Below are 17,695 nucleotides of genomic sequence, written 5' to 3' on the forward strand. Positions count from 1 at the left end.
TGTGGTTGAGCGATTCAACGAACAGTATCTTACTTTATGCATGCATTGTTTCTATAATAAGAAGTGTAAAGAAAGGCGGAAAGCTATATGAAATCTTTAGGAACCAAAATAAGTGAGCTTAGGAAAGCAAGAAGCATGACACAGGATGAACTCGCAGTCAAAATGGGTGTATCTCCACAGGCAGTATCAAAATGGGAAAATGATCTCTCCATGCCAGATCTTCCGATTTTGATTGAGCTGTCAGATTACTTTCATGTTTCATTGGATGATTTGTTAAAGGAAAAGGAACCGGTGGTAGAGCTGATACCGGAGGATAAGAGGAAGAGCATTGAACAGATGTTTTTAAGAGTTTATGTGGATACAGAGCATGGAGACCGGGTGCGTGTCAATCTGCCGCTGGCTCTGGTCAAGATGGCAAGAGATATGGGCTTGGATATTCCGCAAATGACAGATAATCCAGCTATGAAAAATATCGACCTTCAAATGATTATGCGTATGATTGAAAGTGGTGTAATTGGTAAGCTGGTAGAGGTTGATTCCGCAAATGGGGATCATGTTGAAGTGATCGTTGAATGAAAATACGAATTCATGCGAAGTCGTGTCATTTGAATCTTCGTATTCCGAATTGTATGCTTTACAATGTGTTTACACATATGTTGATTGAGAGGTTGATTCAGGATAAGACGGATATCCAATGGATACTGGATAAGGAGCTGTTAGAAAAGAGTATGAGACTTTTGAAGCATTTCAGTAAAGAATACAAGGGAGTCATGATTGTTGATATAAAGACGGCAGATGGAGAAATTGTTCAGCTTACATTGTAGAAATTATTGTTTAGTTTTGTATTAAAAAATAAATTCCCATATTGTCATGTGAGTTAAATAAAAATAATGATAGTATTATAATAAATGCTGAAAAGCTGTAACAGTCTGGAAGAAATACGAAAATTTCTGTTTGATACCGAACAGAAAACGTGAATTTCTGATAATCGGACTTGTAAATACATTCCGTATATGTATGATTATACTGAGGTGATGTTCTTATGAAGGAGCTGGAAAACTATATCCTTTCCGTAAATACATGTGAGGAAGCACTAATTCGTGAGGTCTGGAGTGCACAGGATATATGCTCCATGATATTCCCAAAGGGTGAAATAGAGGGCTTACAGGCAATCATCGACTCCTTTTACCACGGGGCGATGGCACAGTATGAAAAACGAAAGCTTCAGCAGGATGCTGTGAAAATTCAGGAATTTGGTGATATCACGATTGTGCGCTTTTACTGGACACTATATGCAATTATGCGTGATAGTGGGGAACATATTATAAATAAGGGGAGAGAGACGCAAGTCTATCGTTCTTATCCGACCGGGAAAAAGCTGATACATGTGCATTATTCAAGGTTACCCTGAAACAGCCCATAAATATTTAGAATATGCTATATGAAAAAAGCACGTAAATCAAACCGTGCTTTTTAACGTTTTATTGCTTGGAATGCAGTGTTTCTCTTGTCTGTTCATCAAAATCCAAGCCTTCAAACTGCATATGATAATACTTTGCATATGTACCGCCCTTCGCAAGCAGCTCATCATGTGTTCCGCGTTCTTCCATACCGTTTTCCGATATAACAATGATTTCATCAGCATTGCGAATGGTTGAAAGTCGATGTGCAATTGTGATGCAGGTTCTGTTTTTTGCCAGTTCTTCCAGACTTTTCTGAATATGACGCTCACTCTCATTGTCCAGTGCACTTGTCGCTTCATCAAGAATCAGAATTTTTGGGTCTTTCAAAAATACACGCGCAATACTGATACGCTGTTTCTGTCCTCCCGATAAACGTGTACCACGCTCACCGACATATGTATCATAGGCATCCGGCAGACTCATAATGAAATCATGAATATTAGCCTTCTTTGCAGCTTCAATGATTTCCTCATCACTGCATCCCGGCTTCCCGTATGCGATATTTTCTTTTACACTTCCGGTAAACAAATAGACATCCTGCTGTACGATACCAATCGCCTTGCGCAGACTCTCCAGAGTCAGGGAACGGATATCCTGTCCGTCAACCTTAACAGCACCGCTCTTAACATCATAAAATCTAGGCAGCAAAGAACAGATGGTGGTTTTACCGCCGCCGCTTGGGCCAACCAAGGCAATGGAACGACCTGCTTCTATATGAATGGAAACATCATCTAAAACATGTTCCTCATCGTTATAGGAAAAGGTAACATGATCGTAATCAATGACACCCTTTACATTTTTCAAATCCTGTGCATTTTCCGCATTCTGAATATCCGGTTCCGTTTCAATGACCTCCAGAAATCTTTTAAAGCCGGAATAGCCTTTCTGAAACATCTCCGTAAACTCGACCAGTACCTCAATCGGTGCCACAAAGATGTTGATATATAGCGCATAGGTCGCAAGAGAAATAGGATCCAGTGTTCCGTTCGCAATGAAATAACCGCCCGCAACCAGAATTGTCAGATAGAGCATTCCCTGAAAGAAGTTATTTCCTGCATGAAACAAACCCATACGATAGTAATTATTTGTTTTCGACTGTAAAAACAGCTGATTGCTATGTGAGAATTTATCACGTTCAATGTCTTCGTTGGCAAAGGATTTCACTACACGGATGCCGGCAAGAGAATCCTGCAGGCTTGCATTTACTCCTGCAATTTTACGACGGTTATCCATAAAGGTAGCCTGCATTTTCTTATTCTGAAACATACTGAATAAAAGCATGATAAGGGTAACTGCAATCAGAATCAGAGTCAGCGGTACATGGATATACAGCAATAGTAAAAATGAACCAATAATTTTTAACAGGGATATGAATACATTTTCCGGTCCATGATGCGCGAATTCAGAAATATCAAATAAATCAGAAACCAGCTTGCTCATCATTTCTCCTGTATTATTACGGTCATAGTAGGAGAAGGATAAACGCTCAAACTGATCAAACAGATCCTGACGCATATCACTTTCCATACGTGCTCCCATAATGTGTCCCTGTGCGGTAACATAATACCGGCATAAAGCACGAACGATATACATGACTAGCAGCCCGGCTCCCAGAAGAAGCAGACTGTCCATAATCATATCCTTTGGTTTTATATAAAACGTACTGTTCAAATAGTTCAGAATCTGTGGAAATGCCAGATCCACGGCACTGATCACCAGTGCACAGAACATATCAAGAAAAAATACGGTCTTATATGGCTTATAATAGCTAATGAATTTCTTCATGACTTCCATTGTTATTCCTCCGTTTCACATACTGCATTATTATACACGATTTGAAAGTTGCTTACAAATCATATCCACTGATTATAAAAGTAAGCTATTATATCAATCAATAATGTGAACCTGTTACAGACATACGCTTTATGAAAATAAACTGCATGGTTATGATAATGGTGTTTCATATCATGTGCTTGTTCATATAAAAGAAATAAATATAAGAAAAGTATTGCTATGTTAAAGGCAGGATAAACAGTAGGTATTTGTCTGAATTTTTCTTAATCTCTTTTTTCATTGTAAAGGCTTAATACACCTAATTCCTATTCAGTAAAAGGACGTAAGAAGGAATACCATATGATTGGTGATTACTGGCTTTATATATGTATACTTCATGATAGAAAAAGCTTGTTAAATATCTTATAATTTAAGAAAGGGTGATAATATGAAAAATAGAATACTCGAGCTGGAGGTTAACGGATATCAGTTACAGGCTGTGTTTCGGGAAAGGGATATCCGTGAGATATTTGTTCCCTTTCTTCAACATCTCATTCAGCTTCAGAAAGAAAAAAACAGACGATTGATCGTATTTCTGGCTGCTCCTCCTGCCACAGGGAAAAGTACACTTGTCATGGCATTATGTAAACTGGCACAGGAACAGGGATATTCACATATCCAATATGCTGGTATGGATGGGTTTCACCATACGAATGCATGGCTGAATACCCATATGCTCAATGGAAGAAAACTAAAAGAGATAAAAGGTGCTCCGGAAACCTTCGATGTAGAGGCTTTGGATAAGCTGCTTCTTGAAACAAGGCAACAGGATACCTGGTGGCCCGTTTATAATCGCAAGCTTCATGATCCGGTGAAACATCAGCTGCTGGTGAATAAAAAAATCCTTCTCGTGGAAGGAAATTACCTGCTTTTGGATGAAGAACCATATCGCAGTCTCGTAAATCACTGTGATTACAGCGTTTTTTTACAGGCAAAGGAAGAATTTCTGAAGGAGCGTCTGATTACCAGAAAAAGTATGGGCGGTATATCCAGGCAAAGGGCAGAAGCCTTTTATGAAGCAAGTGATCGGGCGAATGTACATCGTGTGTTAAATAAGTATTTGAACAGTAATGAGGTATGGGAGCTTTGTGAGGATGGAGGCTATCGCATCATTTCAAAATCCGCTGACGAAGCCTTGCGAACAGCAGGTGAATAAGAAACGCACCCAGAGACATTGCGGAAACATATATTAAATTTCCAATCGGTATGCTAGTATGCCGCATAATTTGTGAAAAAACCGGCTGTGTTGTAATTTCATAGGGACTGATGTAAAACATATTGATATCTCCATAGGAATGAAATAAAATATTAAGAACGGTTGCTATCAGTACACTTATGATAAGGATGGGGAATGTTTTTAGAAAGCCTTGTATTGAAGTATCACCATGTTTGGAAAAACCGATAAGAAAGCTAACAAATAATAAAATAAAATGCCAGAGAAAGGCGTGTATTGTCATTGTGACATAGGGGTGCATAAGACCATTCGGCACAAGCAATGCCATGAAAGCACCAAGCAGATTGAAATCCATCAGGAATGTTTCCAATGGAATGAGCCATCTGCTTTTTTTCATAAACGGAAGTATTGCACACACGTACATGGGAAGACTGCAAAGCTGAAACGGGAAGATCCACCAGTCATAGGTATGGTTATCCATGATGTAATAATGAAACAGTTGCTTGTACAGCTCAGAGATTATGAGAAATACAGCAATACCAAACAGGATGCGGCGATAGATTGTTTCCGATACATTGCGCAGTTTCCAGGCGAGTAGTATCGTCAGCGGTATGCCCATCACCAGCATGATTATATGAAATGTGCCATATGGCTGTGGCTGTGTCATTTCCCAGGCTGTGGCGTTTAAAAGGTTTTCCATGGTACCATCTCCTGCTTTTAGTATGGACACCTTTCTCGGAAACTGCAATAGGAAAAAGAGAAACTTTGCAAGTCATGGTTCTTGTCTGCTTTTGATACTAAGAACGAAAAAAGAAGGAAGGCTCCTGTGAGGCGTAATAAATACAAGAGGTTAGGAGCTTTCTTTCCTTCATTTTTTTCAGATACAATTTTGTAAGAGGCGGCTGTATATAGCCTTTTTATATCCTTACAGAATTTTAAAGCTGCTGATAATGGCTACGATACAGAATATGAGGAAGAGAATTGACATCCAGTTTCCAAAGAATACACGTATCCTATAGCCTCTGTTGTGTATGATATAATTGCGAATCGCAATTCGTTTTTGGTACAGCATAAAGAACGCATACAGCATACACAGCACTTCAATAATTATGAATACAGTGGATATCTGATCATCCACCAGGAAGGAGCCTTCTATCATCGCAAAGGAATTATTCAGAAAATGGATTGCAATACCCGGCAGAATACTTCCTGTTTTTATAACTGCATAGGAGATAACAAGGCTTAATGCAAACACGGGAACAGCCTGAGGAAGATTCCCGTGCATCATTGCGAATAACAGACTTGTCACAACAATGGCGAAAACATTCCCATGGCGTTTTAATGTCTGCAAAATCAAACCGCGAAACAGAAGCTCTTCAAAGATTGGGGCAATGACACACGCAGACAATACGATAATCAGATTATATGTAAAATCCGTTGTCATTGAGAAATCAGGTGTTGTCATGGTCACACCAAAATCCGTTAGAAATTGGTTCACAAGCTGTATTACAAACCCGGCTGCGCAGGATAATCCCATACCGATGATTGTATAATACAGAATGGTCAGAAAATTCCAATCATTGCTCATGGTGAATGGTAGCTTTACCTTCAGTCTTTTTTTGAACATTCCTACGGTAAACAAAATCATCAGGCTGCTGCAGATCATGCTGAGGATATTGATAATAATTTCTATATCTGTTGCAGAGGCTCCCTTTATCATAAAGGCTCCACTCACCATACCAATGATCAATCCGGCAGCTATCAGAAGCAGGTTATAAACTAGCAGTGAAGCCGCAATGCTTTTGCAATCCTTTTTACATGCCACATCTTTTGATTCTTCTTCCAGATAAGGCTCTTGATCCATATAGCTACCTCCTATCGGTCGAACAGCTTCCTTCGAGCAGTAGATTGAATAAACAATTCCTTCAGACCGTCCTTGTCATTTTCCTCCAGCTTGGATTTTAAATGATTGACCTCCTGTATAAAATCATCAATTTCACGAATCAGATTCTCTTTATTCAGAAAGAATACCTCGCTCCACAGATTCTCATTGATCTTTGCAATTCGCGTCAGATCACGAAAGGAGTCACCTGTATATTCCACAAGATGTGTATTATCATTCGTATTCATAAGGGATACCGCAATCGCATGTGTCAGATGGGAAACAAAGCCAACCATCTCGTCATGCTGTTCCACCGTAAGCTCAGAGATGTTACGAAAGCCAAGAATATCCGCAAACTGACGCATGGTGTCTACCGCTTCCCGGGAATTGTTATCTGTTGGAAGGATGATAAAGTTTGCAATGTGGAAAATGGAGTCATCCGCAAACTTTACGCCACTGACCTCTTTACCTGCCATTGGATGGGAACTGATAAACTCCACATCCTTGCGAATAATATTTTGTATCGGCTTCACCACGCCTGTTTTCACAGAGCTCACATCGGTAATTAAAGCACCCGGTTTGAAATATTTCTGATAGGTTGTAATCCAGTCTACTGTCATGTTTGGATATAGTCCACTTATTATAATATCAGCTTCCTTTATATAGTCAATATCAAATGTAGAGCCCCGGTCAATAATATCATGCTTTAAAGCATAATCAATGCTGAGCTGGTTAATTTCTATTGCATCTACATGATAGCCGTTTTTTTTCAGGCCCATAGCATAGCTGCCGCCAATCAATCCAAGGCCAACAATTAGAAACCGTGTATTTTCCTGTATCATAGCAGCTCCACCTTTCCACCAATAGCTTTTAAATCATCAAAAAATGTTGGGTAGCTTTTGTTGATTGCCTGTGCACCTTCGATTGTACATATGGAATTGCTGCAGGAAGCCGCAACACTGAGTGCCATGACAATACGATGATCGTTGTGTGCAGATAGTTCAGTGTCACACGTATAATCAGTACCGCCGGATATGAAAATTTCATTTTCAGTAGAATGTATATCTACATGAAATTTTCGCAATTCCTGTTCCATTGCTTCAATACGGTCACTTTCCTTTATACGCAGACGTCCGGCATTATAAATATGTGTATTTCCCGGGGAATACATGGCAAGCACTGTCAGAATTGGCCCGAGATCCGGACAATCCGCAAGATCGACAGCATTGCCGTGAAGCCTGCTTTTATATATATGATAGCCGTTTTCCACTTCTTCCATACGAACACCGAAGTCTTTTAAAATGCTGAGTATTTTCTTATCACCCTGGCGCGAGTTATGATGTACTCCGGTGATTGTGAGATCATTGTTTATAGCCGCAAGCACTGCAAAAAAGGCAAGCTGGGAATAATCACCTTCAATTGAATAATCGGCTGCTTTATATTTCTGATTTCCCGGAATATGAATGGTGAGCTCATCCGTAAACGATGCATGCACACCAAATGTTTCCAGCATTTGCAGAGTCAGATCAACGTAGCTTCTCGATTCAAATGGAGGAAGGATATGAATAGTGGAATCCTCCTTTAGCATAGGAAGAGTGAACAGCAGACCACTGATAAACTGTGAGCTGACATCGCCCTTCAGCGTAATGTCTCCCGGACGCAGACATTCCCGGATAGTAATACCGGAAGCATCCTGTTCAAAAAAGAGCGATTGAGAATGAAATAAGTCCTCATACACCTTTTGCGGACGCTGCATCAGACGACCCTGTCCGGTAAAGGTGATTTCCTGATTACAGAGTGAAAAGATCGGTATGAAAAAGCGCAGTGTGGAACCGGATTCACAACAGAACACCTCTTTCTTCTGGATTGAGAAATCCTGAATCCCGGTAATTGTCACCTGATCCTCATCCATTCGGATATCGGCACCCAGCTGCTGCATACCGGCAATTGTGGTTTTGATATCCTGTGAATAGGCGACATTTTTTATGACGCTTGTTCCCTGTGCTAGTGCAGCACAGATAATGGCACGATGCGCCATGCTTTTGCTGGGAGGTATTGCCACATGTCCACTGCATGCTGTGGGTGCAACGCGGGCCTTCATTACATCGCCCTCCCGATCACACTGGCGATTGCTTTCCCTTTGCGAATCAGTTCCCTGAAGTTATCCGGTTTTAAAGACTGTGCACCGTCACTCCATGCACATTCTGGATGATCATGCACCTCAACGATCAGACCATCGGCACCTGCGGCGATAGCGGCCAGTGAAGCAGCCTCCACCAGCTCCCAGTCACCGGTCGCATGACTTGGATCAATGATGATAGGAAGATGTGTTTTCTTTTTGATAATAGGAACTACACTCAGATCCAAGGTATTTCTGGTATAAGGCTCAAAGGTACGGATTCCACGCTCACACAGCATAACATTGGTGTTTCCTTCTGAAAGAATGTATTCTGCGGACATGATCCATTCTTCTATCGTATTGGCAAGACCGCGTTTCAGTAATACCGGCTTATTTGTTTTTCCCACTGCCTTTAACAGATCAAAGTTTTGCATATTTCTAGCACCGATTTGAATAACATCGACATGCTCAACAAATTCATCCAGCTTGTCTGTACTCATGAGTTCTGTTACAACAGGCAGTCCGGTCTGCTTCCGTGCTTCAGCCAGAGCAAGGATTCCTTCTGTGCCCATACCCTGGAATGCATATGGACTGGTTCTTGGTTTATAGGCTCCTCCGCGCAGCATTTCACCTCCGGCTCCCTTTACCTCATGAGCCAGATGACATATCATATCCTTTCCTTCAACGGAGCAAGGACCGCCAATTACAACGATTTTTTCCTTACCGCCGATTTTAATGCCATTGACCTCTACGATGGTATCCTCAGGATGAAACATTCGGCTTGCTTTTTTATATGGGGAAGATACGCGGACTACGCTTTCCACATGCTTGTTTGCCTCAATACGCTTTGGATCAACCTGTGAGGTATCACCAACAACACCAAAGACATTTAGATTCTCTCCGATACTTTCATGAATCTGTAATCCCTTATCCTTCAGCTGCTTCATTACATGCTCTATATCTGCTTTTGTTGCACTCTTTTTCATTGTGATAATCATATCTGTTCCCTCCGCTTTCTTAATTTCCTTTGTATTCTTTATTCTTGTTTCATAGCCAGTGTAGCCTTGCGCTCCATTAGCTGATCAAGAACACCGATCGCAAGCACGCTGTCTACAACGATTCTTGCACGATGAATGATTGCCGGATCATGACGGCCCTGTATCTGTAGCTTCACCGGCTCATGTGTTTTTAAATCCACAGTATCCTGTTCCTTATAGATAGAAGGCGTTGGTTTGATTACTGTACGCAGTCGGATAGGCATACCGTTTGAAATGCCTCCGTTAATACCCCCGTTATGATTTGTCGCAGTTCGGAAACCGTGATCATAAAGAATAGCATCATTTGCTTCACTTCCATATAAATCCGCAAAGCCAAAGCCCAGGCCAAATTCAACTCCCTTAACCGCAGGGACACTGAATAATAGATGACTGAGTGTACTTTCCAGAGAATCAAAGAACGGTTCACCAAGTCCTGCAGGAAGATTCCATATGCAGCTTTCCAGGATGCCGCCCACACTGTCTCCCTGAGAAGCAGCTTCCTCTATCATCGCTTTCATATCCGAAGCAGCTGTTTCATCCAACACAGCAAAGTCCATGCTGTTAACGCGTTCAATCTGTTTCTGCAATTCCTCTATATTTTCAGAAAACGGTATATCCTGTATGGTTCTGCTTTTCTGAATGTGACTTCCGATCAAGATACCTTTTTCCTTTAACACCTGCAATGCGATTGCCCCTGCCGCAACCAGTGGAGCTGTAATCCTGCCGCTGAAGTGACCGCCGCCACGATAGTCCTGGTAGCCCATATATTTCTCATTTGCCGTATAATCCGCATGGGATGGCCGTAAGCGGTATTTTGTCTTTTCATAGTCGTTGCTTCTGGTATTTGTATTATCAATCAGTATCGTTAAAGGTGTACCTGTTGTACAGCCATTGAAATATCCGCTGACGATATGCAATTCATCTGCTTCCTTTCGCTGTGTGGAAATTCTTCCCTTCGCTTTCCGCTTTTCCATGACGGAGGAAATAAAATCCATATCAAGCTTGATTCCCGGCGCAAGACCGTCTATGACACAGCCAATAGCTTCTCCATGACTTTCTCCAAAAATCGTTACTGTAAAATTATGTCCGAATGTGTTTTTCATACTGCTGTTCCTTTCAATATATCATGTACTTCACTAAGCGGTGTTTCCACCAGCTCTGCTGCTCCCAGTTCTCTTACACGGACAATCGTTACATAGTCGCCGTCTGCTTTCTTATCCCTGCATAAAAGCTGATATACAGCTTCCGGATCAAAGTCAACCTGTGTGCGAATGCCAAGACGCTTATAAACATGCAATACTCGCTGTTTCAGCTGTTCATTATCAATAAAATATAACATCCCCAATGCCACACATTCACCATGCAGATACTCACTGAGGTGGTAATAGCTTTCAATGGCATGTCCGATTGTATGTCCAAAGTTTAAAATCTTACGCAGTCCCTGCTCACGCTCATCCTGTTCCACAACATCCTTTTTGACCTTTAAAGCCTTTACTATAATAGTATCTAAGTCTTCATTGATATCCCCTTGTTCAAATAATTCAAACAGGGAGGCATCATAGATCAGTCCGGCTTTTAAGGCTTCAATCAGTCCGTTAATATAATGTCTTTTGGGAAGCGTCTGTAATGTTTCCGGATCGATAAAAACAATTTTCGGCTGATAAAAGGCTCCGACGATGTTCTTGACCTCATCCAGATTGATTGCAACCTTGCCGCCGATGCTGGAGTCGATTTGAGATAGTGTTGTTGTTGGTATCTGAATAAAATCAATACCACGCATATAGGAGGCTGCCACATATCCTGCAAGATCGCCGACAACACCGCCTCCAAGAGCGATAACACAATCCTTTCTTGAAAATTTATGTGCGAGCAGATTTTCATTGATTTCTTTAAATATAGAAAGATCCTTAGAATCTTCGCCCTGTTCAATCACATGAATATACCCTTTTTTGCACTGTTCCCGGACAATATTCGCATAAGCCTCCGGAACCCCGCTGTCTGTAACGATCATAACCTTGCGGTTAAGATCAATATGATCATTCAACCGATACAAAATGCCGTGTTCCATAATAATATCGTAACCGTTCTCCTTTAAATCAACGTGTAATTTCATAACAATTTCCTCCCTTTTATGAAAAAAAAGCATCCTGTGTTTATCGCAGATGCTTTTGTGTTATCGTTATAAAGTGAAAATAACCATGATCTTCCAATGGCTTTATAACGAACTATTCAAAGTAATAAAAGTATGCTTTCTGTATCATGGTTAAATCACTCCAATTACCAATATGATAATATACTTTATGCATAATTACAAGAAAAAAACACAAATTTCTGAAAATAATTTCAATTTATGAAAATTAAATGTAAATATAGGATGGTGTTTAAAAGTCTTAACAATATTGAATAATAAAAAGGGAAGCAGGTGCCTCCGCTTTTAATAGTATGAACAACTGTTTTGTACGCGAGTTGTTATTTCATACATACCGATATATAATTTTAACTCTTATACTTATTGCGTTATACGAGAACAGGCAACGTATTATCTCCTTGTTTCCAAAACATTTCTACATGCTTCCTGCAATGTGCTAAGCCAATGTATATAATCTCATCTGTTAACTCGATATCGTATTGATGTTCTTCGATTTGCTGTATAGCTTGTATTGCTAGGCTTTTTAAGATATTAGGATGCTTTTCATATTCTTTTCTATTTATATATTTGAATTCAATGACATAAGAAAGTAATTCCTTCGTTTTAGCTTTTAAGATAATGTCACATCTACCATTTCCTTCTTCACGATTACTAATGATTTCATAATCATTTTTAATGTATAGACAGATACCCAGTAGGAACATGTGATAACTGTTTTCATTTATAAGGTCATGATAGCTAACAGGGGACATAAGTAATTTTTTATAACACTCTAGGAAAAGATTCGGATTGGATGTTTTAATTGCTCTATATAAATTGGATAATTCATTTGTTTCTAAATGTAAATAAAATGCAGTAAGATCTTTAAATTCTTTTTCTACTTCCTTATTTGGTATACGTACAGAATACTCATTATTTTCTAAATCAATAACAGAATTTATTGTTAAATATCCTGCATTCACAAACAATCCCCAAAGACTGCTTGTATTTGATTGTTCATAGAAACTTGTCTCCATAGTTATTTGAGTGACAAGCATATTCTCCTGTATTAAAGCTTCAAATTCTTCCCTGAAAATATTTCCAGAGTGTTCCATTGCCTTTTTTATCATTATGTTGGAGCCTGTATTAACCCAATAAGGTTTGAGTTCTTTTTCATCCGCATAATTTATTATAGACCAGGGATTGAAGATTTCTAAACCTCCGATGTTATAGCCATTATACATATCTTTTACAGCATGCGTATATTCTAAATGATAATAACTTAATAATTCTTTTGTTTCATCAACTGTGAAACCAAAATACTGTGCATACTCTTTGTCTTTTATTGTAAATACCTTGAGATTATTTAAGTCAGAAAAGACATTTTCTTTAGCAACTCTTTGAATACCGGTGAGAAAACCATACTGTAAGGAATCGTTCCCTTTTAGAACAGTCCTCAATAAGGATGCTAAATCTACATGTAAGGTATTATAAAAGCCATTCATATGTGCTTCAATAAAAGGGGTGTCATACTCATCTATAAAGATCATTACTTTTCTTTGGTAATAGTCTTCCAGACAAGAGACTAAAAAAGAAATGGCGTCATTAACATTGCGTAAAGACTCTTTTTCATTATCAAAAATATTTATCATTCTTTGGTATTTTCTAACTTGACGTTCCTTCAATCTGTTACAGATAAAAGAATAGCGCTCATATTCACGCAGCAGATCCTCTTTGATATATTTGATTACATTATTCTCATCGCCTTTCGCGTTTAGAAAAGAAATAAATATAGTTGGATATTGATTCATTTCAGCAGCATACTTCGTTTGCATGATCTTTGTGTTTTTAAATATTTCAAAGGATTCTTTTGTTATATCAAAAAATTCAGCTAGCATTGAAAGGTTCAGAGTTTTTCCAAAACGTCTAGGACGTGTTAATAAGGTAACTTTGGATCCTCTTTCCAAAAAATCCTGAATCATAAGAGTCTTATCAACAGTATAATAATTATTTGTACGCAATTCTCTATAATTCATAATTCCTGTTGGTATTTTCAGTTTCACAAATATCACCTGTTCTTTCACGCATATTATAGCCTATTTTAATATAATTAGCCATTATCAATACGTTATAATAGTCAATCAAATAGGGATAAGAAAATAGATTAGTAAAAAAACTCCCTGCAAGGGGAGTTTCAGGCTTTGATTGTTTGATATACCTCTATCAATTCCTTCACCATCAGCTTTATCATTTCACCATTCATCATCTGGTCTTCAGCATGCATCAGTAACAGAGATATTTCTATTTTCTCATGATTAGCCATAGCACTTAGTAGTGTAGCATGTTCACGATGGCAGCTCAAAGCATTTTGTTCACCCTGTTGAATGAGCAATCCAGCTTTCACAAAATCGCCGTTTTTCGCCGTTTCTAAAGCTTCCATATAACAGGCTGTAGCTTCACCAATGCTGGCAATCATTTGAAAGCATACAGCTTCACTCTGTTCCATCGGATTCCTCAAAAAGCGTCTGCTCGTCTTTTACGCATTTACGATCAAGAATTTTAAAGAATGGAAAATATATTGCACCAGCCATAAGCAGAATAATAAGCTGTAATATGGCTACCTTAATGTCACCGGTTATCAGAAAGCCGCCAATTAGAGCCGGAGTTGTAAATGGAATCGCTACCCCTGTAGGAGACGCCACAATTCCCATTGCCATGGCACTATAGCTAGGCAGGATAGAAAGCATTGGTGTAATAAAGAACGGAATGGCAAGTATCGGATTCATAACAATAGGCAGACCATAAATAAGAGGTTCATTTATATTGAAGATGCTGGGAACGAGTGCAAGCTTTCCCAATTCCTTTAACTGCCTGGATTTTGACTTGAATGCGAGCATAAAACACAATGGAAGAGTAATTCCGGAGCCACCCAGAAATACGAAGTGATCCAGGTATTCTGTTGTGACGATATAAGGGATTGCCAGTCCTGCCTGATGTGCTGCTAAATTTGCATATTTGGCAGCATCCCAGATCGGCTGCATAACGGATTGTACAATCAGCGTTCCATGTATTCCAAAAATCCAGAAAAAGGTATTAAAGAAGCCTGCAGTAATCTCGGTACCAATCAGTGATGTGCCAACACCAAGCAATGGAATCTGTAAAACATGTAATATGAAATCATTTGCACTGTCATATGGTGTCAGCATAAAGATATAGCGGATTATCAGGAACAGCGGAAGAATTACAGCTGTGGGAATCAAGGCAGTAAACGATCTGGAAATAGATGCCGGTACACTTGGCGGCATTTTAATAACCAGATTCATTTTTAATATTTTTACATAGATTACAGCCGCAAGGATTGCGGTAATCATACCGCTGAACAGACCCTGTGCACCAAAATCTGCAGCAGAGAAGGCGCTCCCCTCATTGATCTGTATCAGAAGTATGAAATAAGCAGCTACACTAATCATTCCCACAGGCAATGGATCAATATCATAGCTTTTTGCCAGGGAGTAGCCAACTCCAAAGGTTGTAAATATGGCTACCAGTCCTGTAGTTGAGCTGGAAATAACACCGCTCCACCAGCTCCAGTCTTCCCCGAATAGGGAGGCCATAAAATTCTGAAAGGTGGGAAGCGGGAAATCGCTGATAACAAGAGCTATGGAACCGACAATCATTAAAGGCATACATAATACAAGTCCATCTCGTACAGCCATTAGTATCCTGTTATTTGAAACAGCTTCGACAATCGGCATCGTTTTTTCTTCAAGTGAGCTTAGAAATTTTGACAAGATCATTCACTCCTTTCAAATGTTGGCCAGAAATCTTTATTTACACGTTTGAAATCTTCAATCATATGTTTTGCACGATCTGTATCACTGATCAGACGGTTTATTGTAAAGGACTGAAGCAGCTTTTGATCGTCATGCTCGAAAATTGCATCAACAAGCAGCTTTTCACAGGCATATTGATTTTCCATCAGACCTTTCTCAAAAGCAGGTATTTCACCTATATGTAAGGGTTCAATTCCTTCTTTACCAATGCGGCAGCCGACCTCCAGCATCATCTCGGAGTCCACATTCGGAATAATACCGTCATTCTTTACCATGACAAGGCAAATATCATTCTTGTTATGAATAATGGAAATTGCAAGCTCAATCAGATAGGTTGCATGAACATCGTTATAGGCAATCGTTGAAGAGGTTGCCTGGGATACATCAACGGCATTTTGATCGATATGGATACCGATATCATATTGTGTTCCACGCATTTTTCCTAATTTAATAATCCCCTCACAATATTTTTTTACATTCTCCCCACGTCCGCTCAGCACCTCATCATAGCGTGTATATGCTTCATTGTAGTGCTTTAGGCACTTATCAGGATACAGATAATATAGTAAATAGGTGCTTGGCAATGAATAAGGATAATCCAAAACGAAATCCAGATGCTCCTGGAAGGTTCCACCCCAGTGCTTATCGCTGTGATACATTGCATGTAGTGAATTACGGACACGCTGCGGTTCACTCTTGCAGATATTCAGGATTTCAGGAAGCACATCTCTGCCTGTTTCCTTATCTATGAAATGCGTAAACCATCCAAAATGATTTAGACCGTAGTAAACTGGATCCACATCACGCCTTTTCTTTCCGACAAGAGGCAGATAGGAATCCATAATCTGTGTCGGCATATCACAAATATTGATCAGCTTACGGTCATTTGGAAATATTCTTTTCGTTGCTTCTGCCACGATTGCCGCAGGATTGGAGTAATTGATAATCCAGCTGTCTGGTGAATACGAACGTATATCCTTTATCAGCTCGATCATCTGTGTAACAGAACGGATACCGTAGGAAAGTCCTCCTGCACCACAGGTTTCCTGTCCAATGCAGTTATAGCGATAGGGAATTTTTTCATCATAGCTTCGCATAGCAATACCGCCTGCACGGATTTGAACAAAAGCAAAGTCAATATCTGTAAATGCAACGGCCTTATCCGTAGTATAATCAAATGTTACTTCAGGATAGTATTCACGGAATAAAATCTTTCCGTATTCACCTATTGGTTTTTGACGGGTTTCATCTATATCGTAAATCATTACTCGTTTTAAAGGAAAATCCTTTTGTACAAAGCATAACAGCTCCAGCATATCCGGCGTATAGGTACTGCCGCCCCCGCAAATAACAATAGAATATCTTTTCATCTGTGTATGTTCTCCTCTCATTCCAAGTTGTGTTATAATGGAAAAAGCGAAAGTGGTGATGAGTATGATCATACAGAATTTCAGCAACTATCCGAATCTGAAGGCGACAGAGATTGAAATACTTCAATCGATAGAAGAGCAGATCCTTTCACAGGGAGACTGCACAATTCGTGAAATAGCGAAAATCAACTATGTGTCTACCTCGACGATTTTCAAGCTTGTTAAAAAGCTAGGATATAACGGATATAGTGAAATGGTGTTTCAAATCAAAAATGCTCTGGCTTCTTCCAATACAGAATCTTCTACGTTTTCTTTAAAAGATATTGTGCGTAATTACAGTGATGAGTTAATGCGGAATATAGTTGAATACATCATGCAGAGTGAGGATAAACGCATCAGCTCCCTCGGACTGGGTTACTCCGAAATTGCATGTGACTATATCACCCGTAAGCTTTCAATGCTTGGTTTCATCGCATATAATGGCGCACATCTGGATGTCTATGATGCAGGCCCTCTGAACAAAGACGCCGGTCTTCTCATCGTGATATCAAAAAGCGGAGAAACGGAAGATTTGCTTAGAAATGTTGATATCGCCCGAAATTCAAATATCAAAACAATCCTGTTTACAACCAATCCTGATAGCACGTTAGCAAAGAGAAGCAATCTCGTTTTGGAAATCAGCTGCAACCGACACCCTCTTTTATTTGAAGCGGACACGTTTTGCGCATTAACGATTCTAGCCTTTGAATATATTCTGCAGTTATATATCGAAAAAAAGAACTAGACCTCTTCTAATTCCCATTATAGAGGTTTCGTTCTTTTTGTCTATCATATCGAGGTATGTTGAAACATGTTA

General features: G+C 39.6%; 17 protein-coding genes. 5 read left to right on the forward strand and 12 right to left on the reverse strand.

Going from position 1 to position 17,695, the window contains the following annotated elements; all coding sequences use genetic code 11:
* Nucleotides 1-87 precede the first annotated feature (87 nt).
* The 3 genes from GKZ87_00195 to GKZ87_00205 all read left to right on the forward strand — a co-directional run bounded on the left by GKZ87_00195 (nt 88) and on the right by GKZ87_00205 (nt 1,411).
* Nucleotides 88-576, forward strand: coding sequence for a helix-turn-helix domain-containing protein (locus tag GKZ87_00195; GenBank protein QSI24019.1), 489 nt, complete (start codon nt 88-90; stop codon nt 574-576).
* Complete coding sequence (locus tag GKZ87_00200; protein QSI24020.1) at nt 573-824, forward strand: hypothetical protein; 252 nt, start codon at nt 573-575, stop codon at nt 822-824. Before GKZ87_00195 ends, GKZ87_00200 begins: the two co-directional genes overlap by 4 nt.
* Nucleotides 825-1,042: 218 nt before the next feature.
* Nucleotides 1,043-1,411, forward strand: a complete 369-nt coding sequence (locus GKZ87_00205) for a nuclear transport factor 2 family protein (protein QSI24021.1) — start codon at nt 1,043-1,045, stop codon at nt 1,409-1,411.
* 70 nt (nt 1,412-1,481) lie between these two features.
* On the opposite strand, the gene GKZ87_00210 is transcribed toward GKZ87_00205, so the two are convergent.
* Nucleotides 1,482-3,257: an ATP-binding cassette domain-containing protein gene (locus GKZ87_00210; GenBank protein QSI24022.1), complete on the reverse strand. Its 1,776-nt coding sequence runs from the start codon at nt 3,255-3,257 to the stop codon at nt 1,482-1,484.
* A 427-nt stretch (nt 3,258-3,684) separates the two neighbouring features.
* On the opposite strand from GKZ87_00210, the gene GKZ87_00215 reads away from it, so the two are divergent.
* Nucleotides 3,685-4,452, forward strand: coding sequence for a nucleoside/nucleotide kinase family protein (locus tag GKZ87_00215; protein ID QSI24023.1), 768 nt, complete (start codon nt 3,685-3,687; stop codon nt 4,450-4,452).
* Here GKZ87_00215 and GKZ87_00220 read toward each other — a convergent pair.
* From GKZ87_00220 to GKZ87_00270, 11 genes are all read right to left on the reverse strand, one after another.
* On the reverse strand, nt 4,406-5,170 hold the full coding sequence (locus GKZ87_00220; GenBank protein ID QSI24024.1) for a hypothetical protein: 765 nt from the start codon (nt 5,168-5,170) through the stop codon (nt 4,406-4,408). The genes GKZ87_00215 and GKZ87_00220 overlap by 47 nt on opposite strands.
* Before the next feature lie 225 nt (nt 5,171-5,395).
* Nucleotides 5,396-6,334 carry a CPBP family intramembrane metalloprotease gene (locus GKZ87_00225; protein QSI24025.1) on the reverse strand — a complete coding sequence of 313 codons (939 nt, stop codon included), beginning with the start codon at nt 6,332-6,334 and terminating at the stop codon, nt 5,396-5,398.
* Nucleotides 6,335-6,345: 11 nt separating this feature from the next.
* Nucleotides 6,346-7,194 (reverse strand): prephenate dehydrogenase/arogenate dehydrogenase family protein, encoded by an 849-nt coding sequence (locus GKZ87_00230; protein QSI24026.1) that lies wholly within the window; start codon nt 7,192-7,194, stop codon nt 6,346-6,348.
* Entirely contained in the window at nt 7,191-8,453 is a 1,263-nt protein-coding gene (gene aroA, locus GKZ87_00235) for a 3-phosphoshikimate 1-carboxyvinyltransferase (protein QSI24027.1), read from the reverse strand. The genes GKZ87_00230 and aroA overlap by 4 nt, the downstream gene beginning before the upstream one ends.
* Nucleotides 8,453-9,469: a 3-deoxy-7-phosphoheptulonate synthase gene (aroF, locus tag GKZ87_00240; protein QSI24028.1), complete on the reverse strand. Its 1,017-nt coding sequence runs from the start codon at nt 9,467-9,469 to the stop codon at nt 8,453-8,455. The genes aroA and aroF overlap by 1 nt, the downstream gene beginning before the upstream one ends.
* Nucleotides 9,470-9,507: 38 nt before the next feature.
* Entirely contained in the window at nt 9,508-10,611 is a 1,104-nt protein-coding gene (gene aroC, locus GKZ87_00245) for a chorismate synthase (GenBank protein QSI24029.1), read from the reverse strand.
* Nucleotides 10,608-11,621, reverse strand: a complete 1,014-nt coding sequence (gene aroB, locus GKZ87_00250; protein QSI24030.1) for a 3-dehydroquinate synthase — start codon at nt 11,619-11,621, stop codon at nt 10,608-10,610. The genes aroC and aroB overlap by 4 nt, the downstream gene beginning before the upstream one ends.
* Nucleotides 11,622-12,025: 404 nt before the next feature.
* Nucleotides 12,026-13,672, reverse strand: a complete 1,647-nt coding sequence (locus tag GKZ87_00255; protein QSI27840.1) for an AAA family ATPase — start codon at nt 13,670-13,672, stop codon at nt 12,026-12,028.
* Nucleotides 13,673-13,830: 158 nt separating this feature from the next.
* Complete coding sequence (locus GKZ87_00260) at nt 13,831-14,142, reverse strand: PTS lactose/cellobiose transporter subunit IIA (protein ID QSI24031.1); 312 nt, start codon at nt 14,140-14,142, stop codon at nt 13,831-13,833.
* Entirely contained in the window at nt 14,129-15,433 is a 1,305-nt protein-coding gene (locus tag GKZ87_00265; protein QSI24032.1) for a PTS sugar transporter subunit IIC, read from the reverse strand. Before GKZ87_00265 ends, GKZ87_00260 begins: the two co-directional genes overlap by 14 nt.
* Entirely contained in the window at nt 15,430-16,839 is a 1,410-nt protein-coding gene (locus GKZ87_00270; protein QSI24033.1) for a 6-phospho-alpha-glucosidase, read from the reverse strand. The genes GKZ87_00265 and GKZ87_00270 overlap by 4 nt, the downstream gene beginning before the upstream one ends.
* 37 nt (nt 16,840-16,876) lie before the next feature.
* On the opposite strand from GKZ87_00270, the gene GKZ87_00275 reads away from it, so the two are divergent.
* The gene (locus GKZ87_00275) at nt 16,877-17,623 is read left to right on the forward strand and encodes an SIS domain-containing protein (protein ID QSI24034.1); all 747 of its coding nucleotides are present in this window, start codon (nt 16,877-16,879) and stop codon (nt 17,621-17,623) included.
* Nucleotides 17,624-17,695: the final 72 nt, after the last annotated feature.

This window comes from Erysipelotrichaceae bacterium 66202529, assembly GCA_017161075.1.
Lineage (GTDB): Bacteria > Bacillota_I > Bacilli_A > Erysipelotrichales > Erysipelotrichaceae > Clostridium_AQ.